The 20585-nt window shown below is 66.9% G+C and carries 17 protein-coding genes; 2 read left to right on the top strand and 15 right to left on the bottom strand.

Translation table 11 applies throughout. The annotated features are described in order from the left end of the window. Positions 1–46: 46 nt before the first annotated feature. The 5 genes from pyrH to dnaE form a co-directional block, all read right to left on the bottom strand. Positions 47–763: a UMP kinase gene (gene pyrH, locus D4Q52_RS17290; RefSeq protein WP_119857814.1), complete on the bottom strand. Its 717-nt coding sequence runs from the start codon at positions 761–763 to the stop codon at positions 47–49. Positions 764–831: 68 nt separating this feature from the next. Then, entirely contained in the window at positions 832–1758 is a 927-nt protein-coding gene (tsf, locus tag D4Q52_RS17285; RefSeq protein ID WP_119857813.1) for a translation elongation factor Ts, read from the bottom strand. A gap of 186 nt (positions 1759–1944) precedes the next feature. Beyond that, entirely contained in the window at positions 1945–2940 is a 996-nt protein-coding gene (locus D4Q52_RS17280) for a 30S ribosomal protein S2 (protein ID WP_119857812.1), read from the bottom strand. Between the two features lie 296 nt (positions 2941–3236). Then, positions 3237–5789 (bottom strand): caspase family protein, encoded by a 2553-nt coding sequence (locus tag D4Q52_RS17275; RefSeq protein ID WP_119857912.1) that lies wholly within the window; start codon positions 5787–5789, stop codon positions 3237–3239. 165 nt (positions 5790–5954) lie between these two features. Then, positions 5955–9431, bottom strand: a complete 3477-nt coding sequence (gene dnaE / locus D4Q52_RS17270) for a DNA polymerase III subunit alpha (RefSeq protein WP_119857811.1) — start codon at positions 9429–9431, stop codon at positions 5955–5957. Between the two features lie 543 nt (positions 9432–9974). Here dnaE and D4Q52_RS17265 point away from each other — a divergent pair. After that, positions 9975–10226 (top strand): DUF3551 domain-containing protein, encoded by a 252-nt coding sequence (locus D4Q52_RS17265; RefSeq protein ID WP_119857810.1) that lies wholly within the window; start codon positions 9975–9977, stop codon positions 10224–10226. A gap of 29 nt (positions 10227–10255) precedes the next feature. After that, on the top strand, positions 10256–10519 hold the full coding sequence (locus tag D4Q52_RS17260; RefSeq protein ID WP_119857911.1) for a DUF3551 domain-containing protein: 264 nt from the start codon (positions 10256–10258) through the stop codon (positions 10517–10519). A gap of 325 nt (positions 10520–10844) precedes the next feature. On the opposite strand, the gene D4Q52_RS17255 is transcribed toward D4Q52_RS17260, so the two are convergent. From D4Q52_RS17255 to mce, 10 genes are all read right to left on the bottom strand, one after another. After that, positions 10845–11543, bottom strand: coding sequence for an ABC transporter ATP-binding protein (locus D4Q52_RS17255; RefSeq protein ID WP_119857910.1), 699 nt, complete (start codon positions 11541–11543; stop codon positions 10845–10847). 10 nt (positions 11544–11553) lie between these two features. Further along, the gene (locus tag D4Q52_RS17250; RefSeq protein WP_119857809.1) at positions 11554–12834 is read right to left on the bottom strand and encodes a lipoprotein-releasing ABC transporter permease subunit; all 1281 of its coding nucleotides are present in this window, start codon (positions 12832–12834) and stop codon (positions 11554–11556) included. A 54-nt stretch (positions 12835–12888) separates the two neighbouring features. Next, positions 12889–14208: a proline--tRNA ligase gene (gene proS / locus D4Q52_RS17245; protein ID WP_119857808.1), complete on the bottom strand. Its 1320-nt coding sequence runs from the start codon at positions 14206–14208 to the stop codon at positions 12889–12891. Positions 14209–14359: 151 nt separating this feature from the next. Continuing rightward, positions 14360–15925, bottom strand: a complete 1566-nt coding sequence (locus D4Q52_RS17240) for a copper resistance CopC/CopD family protein (RefSeq protein WP_234831230.1) — start codon at positions 15923–15925, stop codon at positions 14360–14362. Between the two features lie 77 nt (positions 15926–16002). After that, positions 16003–16530, bottom strand: coding sequence for a YcnI family protein (locus D4Q52_RS17235; RefSeq protein ID WP_119857807.1), 528 nt, complete (start codon positions 16528–16530; stop codon positions 16003–16005). Beyond that, positions 16530–17069 carry a copper chaperone PCu(A)C gene (locus D4Q52_RS17230; protein WP_119857806.1) on the bottom strand — a complete coding sequence of 180 codons (540 nt, stop codon included), beginning with the start codon at positions 17067–17069 and terminating at the stop codon, positions 16530–16532. The genes D4Q52_RS17235 and D4Q52_RS17230 overlap by 1 nt, the downstream gene beginning before the upstream one ends. Positions 17070–17194: 125 nt before the next feature. Beyond that, complete coding sequence (locus tag D4Q52_RS17225; RefSeq protein ID WP_234831233.1) at positions 17195–17560, bottom strand: DUF2946 family protein; 366 nt, start codon at positions 17558–17560, stop codon at positions 17195–17197. Between the two features lie 560 nt (positions 17561–18120). Next, positions 18121–19437: a nicotinate phosphoribosyltransferase gene (gene pncB / locus D4Q52_RS17220; protein WP_119857804.1), complete on the bottom strand. Its 1317-nt coding sequence runs from the start codon at positions 19435–19437 to the stop codon at positions 18121–18123. Between the two features lie 168 nt (positions 19438–19605). Next, complete coding sequence (locus D4Q52_RS17215; protein ID WP_119857803.1) at positions 19606–19887, bottom strand: DUF1467 family protein; 282 nt, start codon at positions 19885–19887, stop codon at positions 19606–19608. Positions 19888–19890: 3 nt separating this feature from the next. Next, positions 19891–20295, bottom strand: coding sequence for a methylmalonyl-CoA epimerase (gene mce, locus D4Q52_RS17210; RefSeq protein ID WP_119857802.1), 405 nt, complete (start codon positions 20293–20295; stop codon positions 19891–19893). Between the last annotated feature and the right edge of the window lie 290 nt (positions 20296–20585).

Here is a 20585-nt window from a genome sequence, read left to right as displayed (position 1 = left end):
CTCCTTCCAGAAATCTGATCTCGCGACGCCAGCGCGGCGCGCGCGCTTAACCGGCCACCACGGTGGCCCTGCCCGCGCCTTCCAGCACGGTGCCGATCGAACCTGCTTCGGCGATGGAAAATACGATGATCGGCAGCGACGCCTCGCGGGCGAGCGCGAAAGCCGTCGCGTCCATGACCTTGTAGTTGCCTGCCAGCGCTTCCGAATGCGTCAGACGATCGAACCGCTTTGCATTCGGATCGCGCTTCGGATCGGCGCTGTAGACGCCGTCCACATTGGTCGCCTTCAGCACAGCGCCGGCATCGATCTCCGCGGCGCGCAGTACGGCGGTGGTATCAGTGGTGAAAAACGGATTGCCGGTGCCTCCGGCGAGCAGCGCAATGCCGCCATCGGCGAGCGTTTCGAGAGCGGCGGCACGGGTGTAGAGATCGCAGACTTCCGGCATCAGCAGCGCCGAATAAGTGCGCGCCGGCTGGCCGTGACGCCGCAGCGCTTCGCCCAGCGCGAGGCAGTTCATCACCGTGGCGAGCATGCCCATGGTGTCGCCGGTCGGGCGCGACACGCCGCGGGCGGAGACTTCGACGCCGCGGAAGATGTTGCCGCCGCCGACGACGACGGCGATCTCGACGCCGAGCTTGCGGGCGGCGATCAGGTCGCCGGCGACGCGATCAATGGTGGGCTGATCGATGCCGTAGCTCTGGGGGCCGGCGAAATACTCGCCCGATAGCTTGACCACCACACGACGATAGATCGGCTCACCCATGATGCGGTCGCGTCCTCGGCGGGTTAGCTCCCGGCCGGGCGGCCGGGAGTCCGTCTCGTGAAAAGCGATTACTTCTGGCCGCTCGCGGCGGCGACTTCGGCGGCGAAATCCGAAGTCTGCTTTTCGATGCCTTCGCCGAGCGCGTAGCGCACGAAGCCGGTGATCTTGATCGGCGCGCCGACCTTGCCTTCGGCTTCCTTGACCGCCTGCGCGACCGCCTTGCCCTTTTCGTCGTGGATGTAGGCCTGCTCGAGCAGGCACACTTCCTTGTAGTAGGTCTTCAGGCCGTTCTCGACGATCTTCTCGATCATGTTTTCCGGCTTGCCCTGCTGACGATACTTGTCGGCCATCACCTCGCGCTCGCGCTGCACCACGGCCGGGTCGAGACCGGCCGGGTCGAGCGCCTGCGGGTTGGCGGCGGCGACATGCATCGCGAGCTGGCGGCCGAGCGCGGCGAGTTCGTCGGTCTTGCCGGTCGACTCCAGCGCGACGATCACGCCCATCTTGCCGGCGCCTTCGATCACCGCGCCGTGGACGTAGCTCGCGACCACGCCCTGCGTCACTTCCAGCGAAGCGGCGCGGCGCAGCGTCATGTTCTCGCCGATCGTAGCGATCGCGTCCGAGATCGCGCCGGCGACGGTCGAGGAGCCGACCGGGGCCGCGTTGATCGCGTCGACGTCGGCGCCGACCTTCAGCGCGACCTGGGCGATCATCTTGACCAAGCCCTGGAACTGCTCGTTGCGCGCGACGAAGTCGGTCTCGGAATTGACCTCGATGACGACGCCCTTGGTGCCGTCGGTCACCGCGCCAATCAGACCCTCGGCGGCGACGCGGCCGGCCTTCTTGGCGGCCTTCGACAGGCCCTTCTTGCGCAGCCAGTCGATCGCGGCTTCGAGGTTGCCGTCGTTCTCGTTCAGCGCCTGCTTGCAGTCCATCATGCCGACGCCGGTGGTCTCGCGCAGCTCCTTGACCATCGCTGCAGTAATCGTTGCCATGCTCGTAGGTCCTTTGCCTGTCAGGGCGCACCGCGCGGCGAAGGCCGGCGGCGCACGATCAGGAAGTCATCACAGATTTCGACGACCGCAGCATTTCCGGGCAGCGCGAAAACGGCGTTCCCGATGGAAAATACCCGGTCGAATGGATCAGCGCTGCGGCCGGGTGGCCGGCCGCAGCGTCGCGCCTTATTCCGCCTCGGCGGTCATGCCCTTGGCCTGGGCGACCCAGCCGTCGGCACGGCCCGGCAGACCGACTTCTTCGCCGATCTGATGCGCGGTGGCCTGATCGAGCTCGGCCAGCTGCCAGAAGTGGAAGATGCCGAGATCGTTCAACTTCTTCTCGATCGCGCCGGACACGCCGGCGAGCTTCTTAAGGTCGTCCGGGGTGCCGCGCGGGCCGGACAGGCCCTGGAAGCCGCTGGTCTGCGCCGCCGGCAGATCTTCACGCAGCGGCTGCGACGCCGCACCGATGTCGAAGCCCGAGTCGCCCTGGGCGCGCCCGATGCCATCGATCACCGCGCGGGCGATCAGGTCGCAATACAACGCGATGGCACGGCCGGCGTCGTCGTTGCCCGGCACCAGATATGTGATGCCCTTCGGATCGCAGTTGGTATCGACGATCGCCGCCACCGGGATGCCGAGACGCTGGGCTTCCTGGATCGCGATGTCTTCCTTGTTGGTATCGATCACGAAGATCAGATCCGGCAGGCCGCCCATGTCCTTGATGCCGCCGAGCGAACGGTCGAGCTTGTCACGCTCGCGCTGCAGCTCGAGCCGCTCCTTCTTGGTGTAGGCATTGGCGTCGGCCGAGCTCAGCACGTCGTCGAGATGACGCAGCCGCTTGATCGAGCCCGAGATCGTCTTCCAGTTGGTCAGCGTGCCGCCGAGCCAGCGCGAGTTGACGAAGTACTGCGCCGAGCGCTTGGCCGCATCGGCCACGGCGTCCTGCGCCTGGCGCTTGGTGCCGACGAACAGCACGCGGCCGCCCTTGGCGACGGTGTCGCTGATCGCCTGCAGCGCGCGATGCATCAGCGGCACGGTCTGCGCGAGGTCGATGATGTGGATGTTGTTGCGGGCGCCGAAAATGTACTCGGCCATCTTCGGATTCCAGCGGTGCGACTGGTGGCCGAAATGGACGCCAGCTTCGAGCAGCTGACGCATGGAAAATTCAGGAAGTGCCATAGGTGTATTCTCCGGTTGGTCCTCCGGAAGCGCGTGAGCAACGAGCGATGGGACAGGACAATCCTGCCTTCCGGCCCGGTGCCACCGGACGGCGATTAAGCCATGCTTCCGTGTGAGATAGCGCGCGTTATAGCGGGATTCCCCGATAACGCAAGGTGAACCGGCCGCGTCGGGGCGACCACGGCGTCCAAGAACCGCGCCGCAAACTCCGCAGAGGCAGGCCGCTGCGGGATCCGGGCCGGTAGGGCCCTAAGATAGGTTCAAATCGTCTCCCCGCAACCAATCCTGCGGGCCGCTCAACATTGCTTGGCGCCCGGAGGGCACCTCTTCGGTGGTCCTGCCGGACGCGGCGCAGCGACCCGCGGCGCGGCCGGCGGCGGAGCGGCGCGCGGCGGCGCCGGCGGCGCGACCATCCGCGGCGGCGGGGGCGCGGCCATTCGGGTCGGAGGTGGCGCGGCCACCCGCGGCGGAGGCGGCGGCGCCATTCGTGGCGGCGGCGGAACCATCCGGGCCGGCGGCGGGGCCGCGATCCGAGGCTCGGCGCGCGGCGGTGGCGCGACACGCGGAGCCACGTGCATCGGCGGCGGCACCGGCCGGGCAACGGCCGGCGGGACCGGACGTGTGACCTGCGCAGGCGCAGGCCGGATTGCCCCGCCAGCCGGCGGTCCGGGCGGCCGCGCCGGCGTTACCACCGCCGGGGTCCGGCGCAGCGCAGCCGCGGCCGCCGGATTGGCGGGCTCGGGCTTGATCGGAGCCGCGGCGCTGGCAGACGGCGATGGCTTCTGACCTGGCGGAGCCGCGGTGATCGCCGATTGCGGCAGCGCCGGTCGGCCGGCAGGCCCAGCCGGCGCGCCGACCGGTCCCGGACGGGCGACGTTTGGCGCCAGCGGCGCGCCTGGCGCCTGGTGAGGTGCCACGGCGGGCGCCGCTGCAGCCGCCGGCGGTCCGCCTTTGGCGCCGGGCACCGGCAGAGCCTGCGCGCCAGGTGTCGCCACGGCAGGCGCGCCCTGCCCCGGCCGCGCCCGATTGCCGATCGGCGCAGGACCCGACCCGGGAGGACGCCCCGTCACCGCGCCGGGCGCCGGCGAGATCGGAGCCGCCGGCGGCGCGCCGGGTGCTGCTGTCGGCGCGGACGGCGCCGGCTGCTGGGCCAGCCGCGGTCCCTGCAGTTGCACGCCCGGGCGCGGCGCGAAGCCGCCTTGCGGCGCGGTGTTGACGGTGGCGCTCGGCGGTACCGCGGCCTTGCCTTCCTTGATCAGCGCGGCCCGCTGCATGACCGCGGCCGGCAGCGCCGCACCGATCACGCCGCCAGCGATCGCGGCCGAGGCGACGCCGGCCCGGCTCGGCGGCACGCTGCCGGGAGCCGCAAGCCCCGGTGCGGGCGGCGGAGCGATTAGCGGCACGGCCGGATTGGCAATCGGCGGCGGCTGGTTGATGACCTGGTTGATCACCGTGGTGTTGTGGATGTTGGCGAAGATGATGTTGTCCGGCGGCGGCCGGACATAGACCGGCGGCCGTACGTAGACGGGGATCGGCACGAACAGCGGACGCGGCAGATAGAACAGCCCGATCGGCGGCGGCGGTGGCGGCAGCACCACGAAATCCGGCGGCGGCGGCGGCAGCAAGTACACCGGCGGCGGCGGCGCGAAGTCGAACACCGGATCGCTGAACATCAGCACCGGCCGGTCGATGTAGACGATTTCGTCGGGTGGCGGCGGCGGCACGTCGTATTCGATCACCGTGAAGTTCGGCGGCGGCTCCAGCGCGGCGGCCAGGATCGCCAGCCGGCGCCGGGCGTCGGCGGCATGCGGGCCGCGCGGATAGCGCCGCAGATACGACCAATACGCGTCCGGCGTATCGACCCGGTAGGTGCGCCGCCAGGTGATCGCCTCGCGCCGCGCCGCCACGATCGCCCTCACCCGCTTGGCTAATGGATCGTCCGGAAAAGCGGCGAGAAATTCCTCATAGGCCTGCAGCGTGTCGCGATCGAGCGCGGCCGCATAGGCCTCCTGCACGCCGAAGTCGCGGATCGGCTTCGCGCGCAACGTCTGATCGACCGCGGCGAGCGGCGGCGCATCGGGCGCGCGATCGAAAAACATAAAGTCCGTCTCGATCGTCCGCGTATCCCACGGCAGCTGAGCGCCCTGGGTCGATTCGTTGACGCGCAGCCGGACCCGATCGAACAGCTGCGGCAGCGTCAGGCCGCCGGTGCGGATCATCTCGGCCAGCGCCTGCGCGTAGACTCCATAAGCGCCGCGTTCGTCCGGCGCCACCGTGCCGGGCGCTGCGTTGAAGGCGATCAGCATCTTCGAATTCGGCTCGACCAGTGCCAGCCCGGAGGCGATCGAACCGGCCGGCACGAACGGCTGCTCGCGCGCCAGATCCAGCACCACAACGCCCGCCTTCAGCGGCAGCGAGCCGAGCTGGCGCAGGTAGTCGCCGATCCGCAGCCCTTCGATCGGAATGTCGGTGTCGCGGGTAACCCGGGAGTCGACCGGAATGAAGTAGTTCTCGCCAGCGTATTGCACGCCGTAGCCGGCCAGATAGATCGCCGCTACCGTATCGGGGCCGGCGTCTTCCGCTTTCTTCATGAAGTCCCGGAAGGCGCCGCGCAGCGTGTCGCCGTCGAGGTCGCGAGCGCCGCTGACGTCGAAGCCGGCGGCCTGCAGCGTCTGGGCGACCAGACCGCCGTCATTGGCGGCGGTCGACAGCGGCGCCTTGGCGTAGGCGGCGTTGCCGATCACCAGCGCGATGCGCCTTTCCTGCTGCTGGGCGAAGGCGCCGTGCGGCACGGCAATCAGCAGGACGACACAGGCGGACAAAAACGAAAGGAGCCGAGAACCACGCATGATCGTGACCTGATGCACGGGTGCAATCCACGCCTGCGGATCGCTAACCGCGCATAGTTCAGCGCGCCGGAGGCTGAATGTCACTTGAATAAAACGCGCCGCGACCGCGACGGGGAATGCTGCACCGCGTACACGTGGTCCGCGGCGCCAACCTCGGGTAGCTGCTTACAGCGCCTGCACGTCGACCACGCCCGACACCGCTTTGATGGCACCGGCGATCTGCGGCGAGACCTTGTAGCGGCCGGGCAGCTTCATCTCGACCTCGGTCTCGAGGTCGAGCATCAGCACCAGCGAGACGTCGCCCTCGCCGCCCGAGCGGCCCTGCGCCGGGCTCGACGGCGTCGCGCCTTCCAACCGCTTGGCGACCGAATCCAGGAACTTGGTATCGCGCAAAAAGATGCGCAGGCCCTTCTGCGCCTTGGCGGCGGCGGCGTCGAGCGGCTCGGCGTGCAGTACGCGGGCGCGGACGTCTTCACCCTGCAGTTCGGCGCCGAGCTGCAGCAGCACCGCGGCGCCCGGCTCCAGCACGTCGCGATATTGCGCGAGGCCTTCCGAGAACAGGACCGCCTCGAAATGCCCGGTCGGATCGGACAGGCCCATGATGCCCATCTTGTTGCCGGTCTTGGTGCGCCGCTCCATCCGCGACACCACCGTGGCGGCGACCTTGCCGGCGGTGGCGCCGGACTTCACCGCCTTGCAGAAATCCGTCCACGACTGCACCCGAAGCCGCTTCAACGCGGTAGTGTAGTCGTCGAGCGGATGGCCCGACAGGAAGAAGCCGATCGCATCATATTCGCGGCGCAGCCGCTCCGACGGCAGCCAGGCTTCGATCTGCGGCATCACGACCTGTGGCGCGTCCGGCAGGCTGCCGAACATGTCGTTCTGGCCGCTGGTGACGGCTTCATTGGCGCGCTGGCACGCCGCGATGATCGCATCCGCCGCTGCCGACACGCGGGCGCGGTTGGGATCGAGGCAGTCAAACGCGCCGGCGGCGGCGAGGCATTCGACCACGCGCTTGTTGATCGCGCGCGGACTGACGCGCGCGGCGAAATCGGCCAGCGAGGCGAACGGCTTGTCGCCGCGCGCCTCGACGATCTGCTGCACCGCCTGCATGCCGACGCCCTTGAGGCCGGCGAGCGCGTAGTAGATCGTGTTCTGGCCGACCTCGAAGGTCGCGCCGGAGCGGTTGACCGACGGCGCCTCGACCTTGATGCCGAGCCGCTGCGCCTCGGCGCGGAATTCCGACAGCTTGTCGGTGTTGTTGATTTCCAGCGTCATCGACGCGGCGAGGAATTCGACCGGGTAATGCGCCTTCATGTAGGCGGTGTGGTACGACACCAGCGCATAGGCAGCCGCGTGGCTCTTGTTGAAGCCGTAGTCGGCGAACTTCGCGAGCAGGTCGAAGATGGTATCGGCAGCGTCCTTGGCGACGCCGTTCTTCATCGCGCCTTCGACGAAGATCGCGCGCTGCTTCTCCATCTCGGCGCGGATCTTCTTGCCCATCGCGCGGCGCAGCAGGTCGGCTTCGCCGAGCGAGTAGCCCGCCATCACCTGGGCGATCTGCATCACCTGTTCCTGGTAGATGATGACGCCGAACGTCTCCTTGAGGATCGGCTCCAGCATCGGATGCAGATATTCCGGCTCCTCGTCGCCGTGTTTTCGCGCGCAGTATGTGGGAATGTTGGCCATCGGGCCCGGGCGATACAGCGCCACCAGCGCGATGATGTCTTCGAACCGGTCCGGCCGCATGTCGACCAGGGCGCGCCGCATGCCCTGACTTTCCACCTGGAACACGCCGACCACGTCGCCGCGCGCCAGCATCTGATAGCTCGGCGCGTCGTCGATCGGCAGCGTCGGCAGATCGACATGGATGTTGCGCTGCTTGAGCAGCTTCACCGCGACGTCGAGCACCGTCAGCGTCTTCAGGCCGAGGAAGTCGAATTTGACGAGGCCCGCCGGCTCCACCCACTTCATGTTGAACTGGGTGACCGGCATGTCGGACTTCGGATCGCGATACATCGGCACGAGATCGCTGAGCGGCCGGTCGCCGATCACGATGCCCGCTGCGTGGGTCGAAGCGTGGCGGGTCAGGCCCTCGAGCTTCTGCGCGATGTCGAAGGCGCGCGCCACCACCGGGTCTTCGTCGCGAAACGCCTGCAGCTTCGGCTCGCCCTCGATCGCCTGTTTCAGCGAGATCGGGGCTGCCGGGTTCTGCGGCACCAGCTTGGTCAGCTTGTCGACCTGTCCGTAAGGCATCTGCAGCACACGGCCGACGTCGCGCAGCACGCCGCGCGCCTGCAGCGTCCCGAAAGTGATGATCTGCGCGACCTGATCGCGGCCGTAGCGCTGCTGCACGTAGTCGATCACTTCGCCGCGGCGGTCCTGGCAGAAGTCGATATCGAAGTCCGGCATCGAGACGCGTTCCGGATTGAGGAAGCGCTCGAACAGCAGGCCGAAGCGGATCGGATCGAGGTCGGTGATGGTCAGCGAATACGCCACCAGCGAGCCGGCGCCCGAGCCGCGGCCCGGGCCGACCGGAATGCCCTGGGCCTTGGCCCATTTGATGAAGTCCGACACGATCAGGAAGTAGCCCGCGTATTTCATACGGGTGATGACGTCGAGTTCGAAGGCCAGCCGCTTGCGATAGTCCTCCTCGGTCATGCCCGGCGACAGGCCGTGCACGCGCAGACGCATCTCGAGCCCCTGCTCGGCCTGGCGGCGCAGCTCGGCAGCCTCGGCGGCGGCGGCCGCTTCGGCATCGCTGGCGTCGGCGCCGACGGTGAACAGCGGCAGGATCGGCTTGCGGGTCAGCGGCCGGTAGGCGCAGCGCTGCGCGATCTCCACCGTCGAGGCCAGCGCCTCCGGCAGATCGGCGAACAGCACCGCCATCTCGGCGCGAGTCTTGAAACGATGATCGGGGGTGAACTGGACGCGGTCGGCCTCGGCGATCAGCTTGCCGGAGGCGATGCACAGCAGCGCGTCGTGCGCCTCGAAATCGTCGGTGCTGGCGAAATGCGGCTCGTTGGTCGCGACCAGCGGCAGGCCGGCATCATATGCGAGGTCGATCAGCCCGGATTCGGCGCGGCGCTCGGCGTCGGTGTTGTGGCGCTGCAGTTCGATATAGAGCCGGTCGCCGAACGCCTGCGCCAGCCGCTCGCAGCGCAGCCGCGCCAGCGCCGGATCGGACAGCATCGCCAGCGAGACCGGCCCCTCCGGCCCGCCGGTCAGCGCGATGACGTCCTCGGTCTCGCCGTCGAGCCAATCGAACTTGATGTGCGGCGCCTGGTTGACCGGCGTCTCCAGGAAGGCCCGCGAATTCAGCCGCATCAGGCTGCGATAACCGCGCTCGCGCGTCGCCAGCAGCACGACGCGGGACGGCAACGCGAGCGCCGCGTTGCGCGAGGTCGGGTCTTGATCGCCGAAGTCGATCGCGAGTTCGAGGCCGACGATCGGCTGGATGCCGCTGCCGGACAGCTTGTCGGAGAATTCCAGCGCGCCGAACATGTTATCGGTGTCGGTCAGCGCCAGCGCCGGCTGGTGGTCGGCCTTGGCGAGCTCGGCCAGCTTGGCAATCTTCATCGAGCCTTTCAGCAGCGAATAGGCCGAATGGACGTGAAGATGGACGAATCCGGCTTGGCTCATCGCGCGGCGGCTCTCGATCGGAGGGACGGCGGTCCGTGACGGCCGTCTCGCAGTGTGTGGGGTGGAGGTGCTCAGCCAGCGTGCGCTGCACAGCCGACTCGCCCTCGATGGTGATACCCCGGACGCGGCCGCGCAAGCCGGCCGCTGCCCTTGTCCCCGCTATTGCCACAGCGCCGGCATGCGAGCGGGATCTGCCGCCAGCTCAGAGCTGCGGCAACACCTGAGCCCAGACCGCAACCATGCCGATGAACAGTACGATGGACGTCAGCGCCGCTGCTTCCTGAATGAAAACCTTCAACATCATCCGCCTCCCTCTGACCTCGTGAACATATGCAGAACATAGTTCTTCTTTTGTTCTAGAGTCAAGCGGATCGGCGCGCTGCGTTCGGAAGGCCTAACAAGACGTAAACGCCCCGATGTTGTCCCCGCTTCCCACCGTTGACGGGAACGGCGACACGGCGCACGGGTTGGCGGTCGGGCCAAGGAGAGTCGACGCGGGAGTCGTCAGCGCGTTCGCCTCACCGCCTCGAGCTGGAGACGAACATGCGCGTTCATTCGATATATCTGCTGGCGGGCTTGGTACTGCCGCTCGCCCTGCCTTCTGCGGCCATGGCACAGCCCACCGACAACTACCCGGTCTGCCTGCGCGTCTATGGCCCGGTGCGCTATGACGAGTGCCGCTACGTCTCGATCGAGCAGTGCCGACCATCAGCCAGCGGCATCGCCGGCCAGTGCGTCACAAATCCATGGTATCAGCCGCCGAGCGCACCGGCGCGGCGCCATCGCGGGCGCTGAGCGGCGCCAGGTTCTTGGGAGACTTCAAGATGCGTACCACGATGCTGAGCGGGCTGCTCGCCGCCCTCGCCATCACACTGGTCGGCACGCCGGCCGCGCAGGCGCGGGACTATCCGGTCTGCCTGCGGGTCTATCTGAACTATCACGACTGGTACGACGAGTGCAGCTACGACACCATGGCACAGTGCCGGATGTCCGCCTCCGGCCGCGCCGCCGACTGCATGACCAACCCGTGGTACAAGGGCCCCGAGCCGCGCAAGAAGCCGCGGCGGCCGCAGCGGCAGCGGGGCTGAACGGCGGCGTGAAGTCGCGCGCGGGGCTGCGCCCACCCACCCACGTCATCGCCCGGCTTGACCGGCGACCTAGTGTCCCAGAGCGTTGCGGTTCAGGTAACTGCGTTCAGCGACATTGGATCACCTGCATTCGCAGGTGATGACGACGGGGCTTTCGTCGTTGTCCTCTCCCCACGTCATGCCCGGGCTTGTCCCGAACATCCACGCCTTGCGGCAGATGCTGCGAGAAAGGCGTGGATGGCCGGGACAAGCCCGGCCACGACGGATCGTAACGAAGCATACGACTTAGAAGCTAGACTGCCGAGCCGGTGGCAGGCCTCACGGCCTACTCCAGCTCCACCACCACGCCGTCTTCGATCGAGACGCGGCGGTCCATGCGGCCGGCGAGTTCCATGTTGTGGGTGGCGATCAGCATCGACACTTGCGTGGCGCGCACCAGTTGCATCAGCGCCTGGAAGACGTGGTCGGCGGTGTGCGGGTCGAGGTTGCCGGTCGGCTCGTCGGCGAACAGCACCCGGGGTGCATTGGCGACCGCCCGGGCGATGGCGACGCGCTGCTGCTCGCCGCCGGACAGCTCGGCCGGGCGATGGGTGATGCGGTCGCCGAGGCCGAGATAGGCCAGGATTTCCTTGGCGCGGCTGACGGTTTCGCTGCGCTTCAGGCCGCGGATCATCTGCGGCATCATCACGTTTTCCAGCGCGGTGAATTCGGGAAGCAGCCGGTGCGACTGATAGACGAAGCCGATGTCGGTGCGGCGGATCTGGGTGCGCTCGGCGTCGGTCAGTGCCGAGGTCGCGGTGCCGCCGACATAGACCTCGCCTTCGTCGGGATGCTCGAGCAGCCCGGCGATGTGCAGCAGCGTCGATTTGCCGGAGCCGGACGGCGCCACCAGCGCTACCGATTGCCCGGCCCACAGCGCCAGCTTGGCGCCGTTGAGGATCGTCAGCTGCGCTTCGCCCTGGACGTACTGCCGCTTGATGTCGTGCAGATACACGACCGGAATGTCTTCAGCCCCCTGCTCCATCTCCGGCGCCTCACTCATAGCGGAGCGCATCGACAGGATCGAGCCGAGCCGCGCGCCACGACGGATACAGCGTCGCCAGGAAGGACAGCGTTAGCGCCATGATCACCACCGCGCTGGTCTCGGCGAAGTCGACCTCGGCCGGCAGCTTGGACAGGAAGTACAGCTCCGGCGAGAACAGCTCGGTATTGGTGACCCACGACAGGAATTGCCGGATCGACTCGATGTTCATGCAGATCAGCAGGCCCACTGCGAAGCCGGTCAGCGTGCCGACCACGCCGATCGCCGCGCCGGTGATCAGGAAGATCCGCATGATCGAGCCTTGGGTCGCACCCATGGTGCGCAGGATGGCGATGTCGCTGCCCTTGTCCTTCACCAGCATGATTAGGCCGGAGACGATGTTGAGCGCCGCCACCAGCACGATCAGGGTCAGGATCAAGAACATCACGTTGCGCTCGACCTGCAGCGCGTTGAAGAACGTCGAATTGCGTTGCCGCCAGTCGACCAGGAACACCGGCCGCCCGGCCGCCTCGGTCACCGCCTTGCGGAAGACGTCGATGCGGTCCGGATTGGTGGTGTAGACCTCGATCGCGGTGACGTCGTTGTTGCGGTTGAAGTAGGCCTGCGCTTCCTTCAGCGGCATGAACACGAAGGTCGAGTCGTATTCCGACATGCCGATCTCGAACACCGCCGCGACCTTGTAGGGCTTGATCCGCGGCGTGGTGCCCATCGGCGTCACGGCGCCGCGCGGCGCCACCAGGGTGACGCTGTCGCCGGCGTGCAGTGACAGCTGGTCGGCGAGCCGGCGGCCGATCGCGACGCCCTGGCCCTCGTCGAAGCCCTCGAGCGAGCCCTGCTTGATGTGGTTGGCGATCGACGACAGATTGTTGAGGTCATCGGCGCGAATACCGCGCACGAATACGCCCGAAGCGTTGAACGGCGATGACGCCAGCGCCTGACCATCGACCACCGGCGCCGCGAGCTTGATGCCCGACACGCCGCTGATGCGGTCGGCCACATCCTTCCAGTCGGTCAGCGGGCTTTCCAGCGGCTGCACAAGGAGATGGCCGTTGAGGCCGAGAATCTTGTCGAGCAGTTCCTTGCGGAAGCCGTTCATCACCGCCATCACGATGATCAGCGTCGCGACGCCGAGCATGATGCCGAGGAACGAGAAGCCGGCGATCACCGAGATGAATCCCTCACGGCGGCGCGCACGCAGGTAGCGCCCGGAGAGGAGCCATTCGAATGGCGCGAAGGGGGGAGTTCGAACTGGCTCAGTCATGCTGTGATCCATGCTCCGAATTTCACACGATTCGGGCTAATTTCAGCCGAGCCGCCCGTGGATATCTTACGGCGCGAGCCGCGCCGCCGCCTGCGCCAGTGCGACCGACTCTTTCGATCCGTCACTGCGCCGCTTCAGTTCGATCTTGCCTTCGGCTAGCCCGCGCGGACCGACATGCACCTGCCACGGAATGCCGATCAGGTCCGCCGTCGCGAACTTCGCGCCGGCGCGCTGATCGGTGTCGTCGTACAGCACATCGACGCCCTTGGCGGTCAATTCCTTGTAGAGCTGCTCGCAGGCCGCATCGGTCGCCGCATCGCCCTGCTTCAGGTTCAGGATGGTGACGCGGAACGGCGCCACCTCCTCCGGCCAGATGATTCCGTTGTCGTCGTGGCAGGCCTCGATGATCGCGCCGACCAGCCGCGACACGCCGACGCCGTAGGAGCCGCCGTGGATCGGCGTGTCCGTGCCGTCCGGGCCGGCCACACTGGCCTTCATCGAGTCGGAATATTTGGTGCCGAAGTAGAAGATCTGGCCGACCTCGATGCCGCGGGTCTGCAGCCGGTTGGCCTCCGGCACTTCGCTCTCATAGCGCGCCGCCTCGTGGACGTCCTCGGTCGCCGCGTAGACCGAGGTCCACTGCTTGATGATCGGCGTCAGGTCGCCGTCGTAATCGACGTTTTCGTCCGGCACCGGCAGGTTGAGGACGTCCTTGTCGCAATACACGCCGGACTCGCCGGTCTCGGCCAGCACGATGAATTCGTGAGAAAGATCGCCGCCGATCGGGCCGGTTTCGGCGCGCATCGGGATCGCCTTCAGGCCCATCCGTGCGAAGGTCCGCAAGTAAGCAACGAACATCTTGTTGTAGGATTTGCGCGCCGCCGCCTCGTCGACGTCGAACGAATACGCGTCCTTCATCAGGAATTCGCGGCCCCGCATCACGCCGAACCGCGGACGCTGCTCGTCGCGGAATTTCCATTGAATATGATAGAGATTCAGCGGCAGGCTCTTGTAGGACTTCACATAGGCCCGGAAGATCTCGGTGATCATTTCCTCGTTGGTCGGGCCGTACAGCAATTCCCGTTTATGCCGATCGGCGATGCGCAGCATCTCCGGACCATAGGCGTCGTAGCGGCCGCTTTCGCGCCACAGGTCGGCGAGCTGCAGCGTCGGCATCAACAGCTCGATCGCGCCGGCGCGGTTCTGCTCTTCGCGGACGATCTGCTCGATCTTCTTCAGCACCCGATGGCCGAGCGGCAGCCAGGCGTAGATGCCGGCGGCCTCCTGCCGCAGCATGCCGGCGCGCAGCATCAGCCGATGCGAGACGATCTCGGCCTCCTTCGGGTTTTCCTTCAGGATCGGCAGGAAGTAACGCGACAAACGCATGGGATTTGCTCAGAGAATCAGGGGGCGCTGGATGTGGCGCCAGTGAAACCGGATCGGGCCGCAAAACACAAGGGCGGCTGTATGCAACTTTCTAAAAACCGCCGGTTTCATTGCAGTCGGCGCGGCCGTCCGCTCTCATCGCGGCGTCCCGCTACCGGATCACCACCGGCCCTTCGATGCTGACCTTCTCGAAATCCGAGATCAGGATCCCGAGCGTCAGCGTCCAGCTGCCCGGCAGCGGTGCCGGCATCCGCGCCCGCCACGCGCCATCCGGCTGACGCTGCGCTTCAGCACTGGCCGGCTCGATCCCGGCGGCTGGATTGGCCAGTGTTACAGTCAGCGCCTGCGCGGCGAGCGGTGCCTCGTCGGGCGTCTGCAGCACGACGCTGAACTCGATCGGCCCGGCGCGATCGGGCATCAAGGTCACGCCGGCCATCGCCTTTTCGCCGTGAAGGTGCACAAATGCGCTGGCGCTGGCGCTGGCGCCGACGCCTGAGGCGGCGTTGTGCGGCGGCGGCGTAAAGCGCCACAGGCCGACCACTCCCAGGATGGCTACGACCAGCACCAGCTCCGCCGCGATGGTCCGGCGCAGCATCTGCACGGCCCCCGCCGTGCCGGCCTCGAGCCGCGGTGTCAGGCGAGCGCGATTCCACAACGCGATCAGCAGCAGCAGCGTGACCAGCGCGAGCTTGGCGATCAGGATACGCCCGTAGCCGGAGCTCCACAGCGCCTCGACCCGGCCGAGTTGCAGCACGCTCAGCACGATACCGCTGATCAGCAGCGCCGCGATCGCCACCGGAATCGCGCGCGAGAACCGGCGCAGCGCTTGCGGCCCGGCCTGCCTGCTCACGCCCATTGCCAGCGGCAGCAGCGCGCCGATCCACAGCGCCAGACTGGCGCCGTGCACCCAGATGGCGGCGCTGGCAACCATGCGCGGTTCAGCCGTCGCCGCGTGGCCGCTGACCGCGAATGCCGTCCCCAAGCTTACGACCGCACCAAGCGACGGCCATCGCGCGTTCCAGCCGCGCCAGCGCAGCGCCGCCAGCGCCAGCACGAAGGCGAGCCCCGTCAGCGTCGCGGCGTCGCCGAACGATCCCGTGCCGCCGGCGCGCCACACGGCAACGTCGCGGATGTGCCGAAGCGGCAGGTCGAGCGCGTCCAGCCCCTGCAGCCCGACCGAGCCGATCAGTGCTGCGAGGCCCAGCAGCGCGAGGCCTGCACTAACGAGTCCGACGCCCGCGAGCGGTGCCGCGGCGATCCAGGCGGCAAACACTGCGCCGCCGACCGCGGTGAACAGCGTCAGCTCGACGAAAACTCCCGTCAGCCAGATCGCCGTCCGCCGAGCCGGATCGTCCCGCACGATGATCGCCGGCAGGGCCGATCCGGGAGCGCCGATCCAGAACGTCAGCGAACCGCCGATCGGATGGCCATCGCCCGAAACCACCCGCCAGCTCAGCACGTGGCCGCCGGTGCTCAGCGCCGAAGGCGGCGCAAAGCGCAGGCTGGCGCCATCGCGCGCAATCTCGGTGATCGGATGCGAGTTGCCTTGCGCGTCGATCAGACTCAACGCCAGCGGCTCGACCGGCTCGTTGAAGGTCAGCGACAGCGTCGCCGGCGCGGTTGCCAGCACTGCCTCGGCCGCCGGATCGCTGGAAACGAGACCTGCATGGGCGTGTGCGAGCGCCGGCAGCAGCAGCACGGCGGCAACGGCGATCAACCAGCTTCGCCTACACACGTATTGAAGTGATCGGGCTACGCGCCCGATCACGTTTGCATGGTCAGCGATGCCGACGGTCACGGCGCTTTGGGCTTGAGCCGCAGTCCCGGCGCCGGCTCCTTCAACGCATCGGCGGCCCGCCCGGCCGCCGGCAGTTCGATCCAGCGATGCACGCCTTTTTCGCATTCCTGCACCACCGGGAAGTACAACGTCTTGCCGGCGGCATCGGGCAGCTTCATCACCAGGCCGAAGGTGTCGTAGAGATTGTCGGGCAATGACCCGCCGCGCCACGATACTTCGTCGACCGTCTCGGTGATGGTCTTGCCGTGCAGCTTCGGCTGCTCGCCCTCGATCTTGCGGGTCTTGAACTCGACGGTCCAGCCCGGCTTGAATTGCGGCTTCACCGACAGCACGCCGTCCGGGATCTTGATCCGGACCGCAACCGTGGCGGTGCCGTCGCAGCCGTGCGGCACGCTGAGCGACGTCTGGAAGTAGTTTCCCGCGACCGCCTCGCTTGGTTGAAGCGAAACATGAGCCCGCGCCGGCGCGGCACTGACCACCGCGGCCGCCCAGGCCATTGCTCCGAGCAGGAATGACCGCCGCATCACTTCTTCATCCCGTGACCGCTGTGATCCATCGTGCCGTGGTCCATCCTTTTCATGCTGCCGCCGGTGTCGCCCGGCGCCTTGGCGCCGACTCCCTGGACGTCGAACGTCACCTGCACGCTGCCGGCCTTCTCGAACTGTAGGGTCACCGGCACTTTCTCACCTTCCTTCAGCGGCGCCTTCAGCTCCTGAAACATGATGTGGTAGCCCCCGGGCGCCAGCTTCACGGTCTTGCCGGGCCCGATCGCCAGCCCCTTGTCGAGCATCCGCATCTTCATCACGCCGCCGTCCATCGACATCTCGTGGATCTCGACTCTGGGCGAGACGTCGGCGGTGGCGGAGACCAGCCGGTCGGCGGCCGCGCCCTTGTTGGTGATGGTTAGATAGCCGCCGGCGACCTTGGCGCCGCCCGGCGTGGCGCGGCTCCAGGCCTGATCGATTACCAGATCGCCGGCCTTGACCTCTGCGGCCTGAGCGGTGGCAGCGGAGAACAGGCCGATCACGGCGGCGGACGCAAGTGTGCGGATGAGCTTGGTCATGTCAGGAATCCTCGATGAGATAGCGTGAAGAGGATCGATCCGAGTCGCGATCGCGCGGGCACCCGGGGCTCGATCCCATGAGTTGGTTGTCGAAAGATGCAGCAGTGGCTACAGGCGCGGGACGGTCAGCCGGCGCTCGGCGGCGCGCGCGGCTGGGCATGTGCGCTGAGCCGCCGCAGCGATGGCGCGGGCTCACGGTGTGGCCAGGACAGTGACTGATAGCTGCGCGCGACCGCGGCTTGGAGAGGCGCCGACGCGGCCGGCGGCGCGGCGCCGCCCAGTCCCACCGCGCAAATCGCGCAGCAGCCGCCATGCGGCAAACCGGACGTCGAATCGTCCTGCTCGGCCGCCATGGCCGAACACAGCTGCCCCCCGGCGAGCGGGTCGAGAGCCGTCGCGGCGACGAATCGGATGGCGCCGATCGGCGACAGCAGCTGCACCAGCAGCGCCAGCGCGAACACCGGAATCAGCCGCTTCAGGGATCGGCGCATCACGGCCTGTCCTCCATGCTGGCGAATTAACATGCAGATCTACCGCTGTCGATCGCACCGGCCAGCCCGCGCCCGGGCAGACGAACCGACGAAAGTCCCTGCAAATCAACTGCAAGTGTTGAGTTTCCGTTCATTTCACAGCGTGCCCGAAATTTGAACATTCGTTGCCGTAAATGGTGACAAGTCAAAAAACTTCGGCTACCAATATGCCAACAGGCTTCGCGTTAAGCGAAAGTCTGGGTGGTCCAAGTCTCGGGAGGAACCCTGACGCGCAACAATGTCGCGTCGCCCGTACAACACAACAATAAATCCAAATCATTCGGGTTAATATTAGGGTCGACAAGGTTTTCAGCAGGGCGCGAGCCCTGCTTTTTCTTTTCCGGGTGTTTTAAGTTTCTCCTGGCTAAGTAATTTCGTCATGGCCGGGCTTGTCCCGGCCATCCACGCCTTTCCGCGTTGATGCTCAGCAAGGCGTAAATGCCCTGAACAAGTCCGGGCATGACGCGGAGAAGTTCGTAGCCGATCAGGTCGGCCGATCACTTGCCCGGACCAGCGACTGATCACACCGTGACGGAGTGATCCGCCATGCCTTCGGTGCCGAAGATGCGCAAATAGCGCTGCACTTCGGCGTCGGGTCCGGTGGCTTTGGTCGGGTTGTCGGACAGCTTCACGGCCGGAAGTCCGGCCGCCTCGACGACCTTGCACACCAGCGAGATCGGATCGAGCGCATTGCCGCCGTTCGGGGCGCAGCCGCGGAAGTCGTTGGTGAGGTTGGTGCCCCAGCCGAAACTGACCCGGACGCGGTCCTTGAAGTGCCGGAAGGATTGCTCGATCGAATCGATATCCATCCCGTCGGACAGCACCAGCAGCTTCTCCTTCGGATCCCTGCCTTTCGCCTGCCACCAGGCGACGAACTCGTCGCCGCCTTCGATCGGCAGCTTGCTATCAGGACGCGCGCCGGTCCAGTCCGCCACCCAATCGGGCGCGTTGCGCAGGAACGAGGTCGTCCCGTAGGTGTCGGGCAGGATCACCAGCAGGTTGCCGTCATACAGATTGCGCCAGTCGTCGAGCACCGTGTAGCGCGCGTCGGCGACGCGCCGATCGTCGGCGCCGGCCAGTGCGGCGTAGACCATCGACAATTCGTGCGCGTTGGTACCAATCGCTTCCGACCCGATCTCCATCGCGACGTGGACGTTGCTGGTGCCGATGAAGGCGTCGCCGATGCCTTCCTGCAGGGCTTCGCAGCACCATCTCTGCCACAGATAGCCGTGCCGGCGGCGGGTGCCGAAATCGCCGACCTTCAACCGCCCGTTCTCCTTCAGCCGCTGCAGGCGCTCGACCTTGCCCCACAGCTTGGCCTTGGCGCGCGCATACAGCACGTCGAGCTCGAACCGTCCCATGTTGCGCATCGCTTTTCGCGCGCGCAGCTCGTTGATGATCGAGAGCGCCGGGATTTCCCACATCGTGGTGAGCGACCATGGCCCGGCGAAGCGCAGTTCGTACTGACCGTCGCGGACCTCGACCTCGTATTCCGGCAGCGCGAAGGTCTCGAGCCATGACAAGAACTCGGGGCGGAAGATCTGCTTCTTGCCGTAGAACGTGTTGCCGGCCAGCCAGATCATTTCGCGCTTCGACAGCCGCAGCGTCCGCGCGTGGTCGAGTTGCGCCCGCAATTCGCCGATGTCGATCTCGTCGGCGATCCGAACCGCCTTGGAGCGATTGATCACCCCAAAGGTGACCGGCGTGTCGCGGTGCTTCATCCAGATCAGCTGCAGCATGAGCAGCTTATAGAAGTCGGTATCGAGCAGCGTGCGAACCACCGGGTCCATCCGGTAGTTGTGATTATGGACCCTGGTGGCGATGTCGGTGAAGCTCATTAGGAAGCCTTGGTGGTCGGGGCTGGCGCTGCCGCATCGCGCAGATCGAGCCACCCCGATCGATCCGCTCCCGTGTCGAGATGCACTGTCGATCCCGAATCTACCAGATTTGAGAACCCGTCAGCGAGTCGGAGATTTGGGCCGTTGGTCTGAGAACGTCGCGCCGCTCTACAGTGGAATGCCCATCAGCTTGACGAAGCGATCGAGCCCGAGCCAGCCGGCCCGATAGGCATACAATGCAAATGCGAAGATGACCGCCGAGATCAGCGTGGTCCACAGCGCCTTGCGCACCATCAGCGCCGCGACCGGCGCGCCGGGATCGGTGCCGTCGAGCTCGTCGGCCTGCCCGGCTTCAGCGCGATTGCGGACGCCAAACGGCAGCGCCATGAACAGGACGATCCACCACAGCACGAAGTAGATCGCCAGCAGGCCGCCGATCTGGCTGATCATGGCTTAGGACTGCTCGATCTCGACCAGCGCGCCGGAGAAGTCCTTCGGGTGCAGGAACAGCACCGGCTTGCCGTGCGCGCCGATCTTGGGAGTGCCGTCGCCGAGCACGCGGGCGCCTTCCTTGATCAGCGTGTCGCGCGCCGCGATGATATCCGGCACTTCGTAGCAGACATGATGGATGCCGCCGTCGGCGTTGCGATCAAGAAACTTGGCGATCGGCGAGGCCTCGCCGAGCGGCTGGATGAACTCGATCTTGGTGTTCGGCAGCGTCACGAACACGGTGATGACGCCGTGCTCCGGCAGCTCGACCGCGTCGGAAATTTCGGCCTGGAAGGCGCTGCCGTAGATTTTCGCGGCCGACACCGCATCCTTCACCGCGATCGCCACGTGGTTGAGCCGCCCGAGCATGCCACCGTCTCCGTCGTTGTTTCTTGTCGTTGGGGTTTCTTGTCGCATTCGCCGGCATCGGTTCTGATCGAACCCGCCGCGAAACTCCAGCCCTTATTTTGTCGCGTAACTGGCGGGGGTCCCTCAAATGCTGAATCGTCATCCTGAGGTGCGCGCGCAGCGCGCCTCGAAGGATGCGGCGGCGCATGGGGCCCATCCTTCGAGGCCCGTCGTGGCGCGCCGGGCGCGGCCCCGGGGGGCCCCGAGGGTGTCGGGCGGCCTAGCGTTGCAGCGATAGGGGGGGGCGTCCC

Source organism: Rhodopseudomonas palustris, from assembly GCF_003591005.1.
Taxonomy (GTDB): domain Bacteria; phylum Pseudomonadota; class Alphaproteobacteria; order Rhizobiales; family Xanthobacteraceae; genus Rhodopseudomonas; species Rhodopseudomonas palustris_K.
This window is presented reverse-complemented; position numbering and strand designations above follow the sequence as displayed.

Coding starts and splice junctions, on each gene's coding strand:
- D4Q52_RS17235 (WP_119857807.1), bottom strand. CDS start 16,530: ATGCGGCGGTCATTCCTGCTCGGAGCAATGGCCTGGGCGGCCGCGGTG.
- D4Q52_RS17275 (WP_119857912.1), bottom strand. CDS start 5,789: ATGCGTGGTTCTCGGCTCCTTTCGTTTTTGTCCGCCTGTGTCGTCCTG.
- D4Q52_RS17230 (WP_119857806.1), bottom strand. CDS start 17,069: ATGACCAAGCTCATCCGCACACTTGCGTCCGCCGCCGTGATCGGCCTG.
- D4Q52_RS17255 (WP_119857910.1), bottom strand. CDS start 11,543: ATGGAGCAGGGGGCTGAAGACATTCCGGTCGTGTATCTGCACGACATC.
- D4Q52_RS17225 (WP_234831233.1), bottom strand. CDS start 17,560: ATGCGCCGATCCCTGAAGCGGCTGATTCCGGTGTTCGCGCTGGCGCTG.
- proS (WP_119857808.1), bottom strand. CDS start 14,208: ATGCGTTTGTCGCGTTACTTCCTGCCGATCCTGAAGGAAAACCCGAAG.
- D4Q52_RS17260 (WP_119857911.1), top strand. CDS start 10,256: ATGCGTACCACGATGCTGAGCGGGCTGCTCGCCGCCCTCGCCATCACA.
- D4Q52_RS17250 (WP_119857809.1), bottom strand. CDS start 12,834: ATGGATCACAGCATGACTGAGCCAGTTCGAACTCCCCCCTTCGCGCCA.
- D4Q52_RS17215 (WP_119857803.1), bottom strand. CDS start 19,887: ATGATCAGCCAGATCGGCGGCCTGCTGGCGATCTACTTCGTGCTGTGG.
- D4Q52_RS17265 (WP_119857810.1), top strand. CDS start 9,975: ATGCGCGTTCATTCGATATATCTGCTGGCGGGCTTGGTACTGCCGCTC.
- D4Q52_RS17280 (WP_119857812.1), bottom strand. CDS start 2,940: ATGGCACTTCCTGAATTTTCCATGCGTCAGCTGCTCGAAGCTGGCGTC.
- dnaE (WP_119857811.1), bottom strand. CDS start 9,431: ATGAGCCAAGCCGGATTCGTCCATCTTCACGTCCATTCGGCCTATTCG.
- pncB (WP_119857804.1), bottom strand. CDS start 19,437: ATGAGCTTCACCGACATCGCCACCAGGGTCCATAATCACAACTACCGG.
- mce (WP_119857802.1), bottom strand. CDS start 20,295: ATGCTCGGGCGGCTCAACCACGTGGCGATCGCGGTGAAGGATGCGGTG.
- tsf (WP_119857813.1), bottom strand. CDS start 1,758: ATGGCAACGATTACTGCAGCGATGGTCAAGGAGCTGCGCGAGACCACC.
- pyrH (WP_119857814.1), bottom strand. CDS start 763: ATGGGTGAGCCGATCTATCGTCGTGTGGTGGTCAAGCTATCGGGCGAG.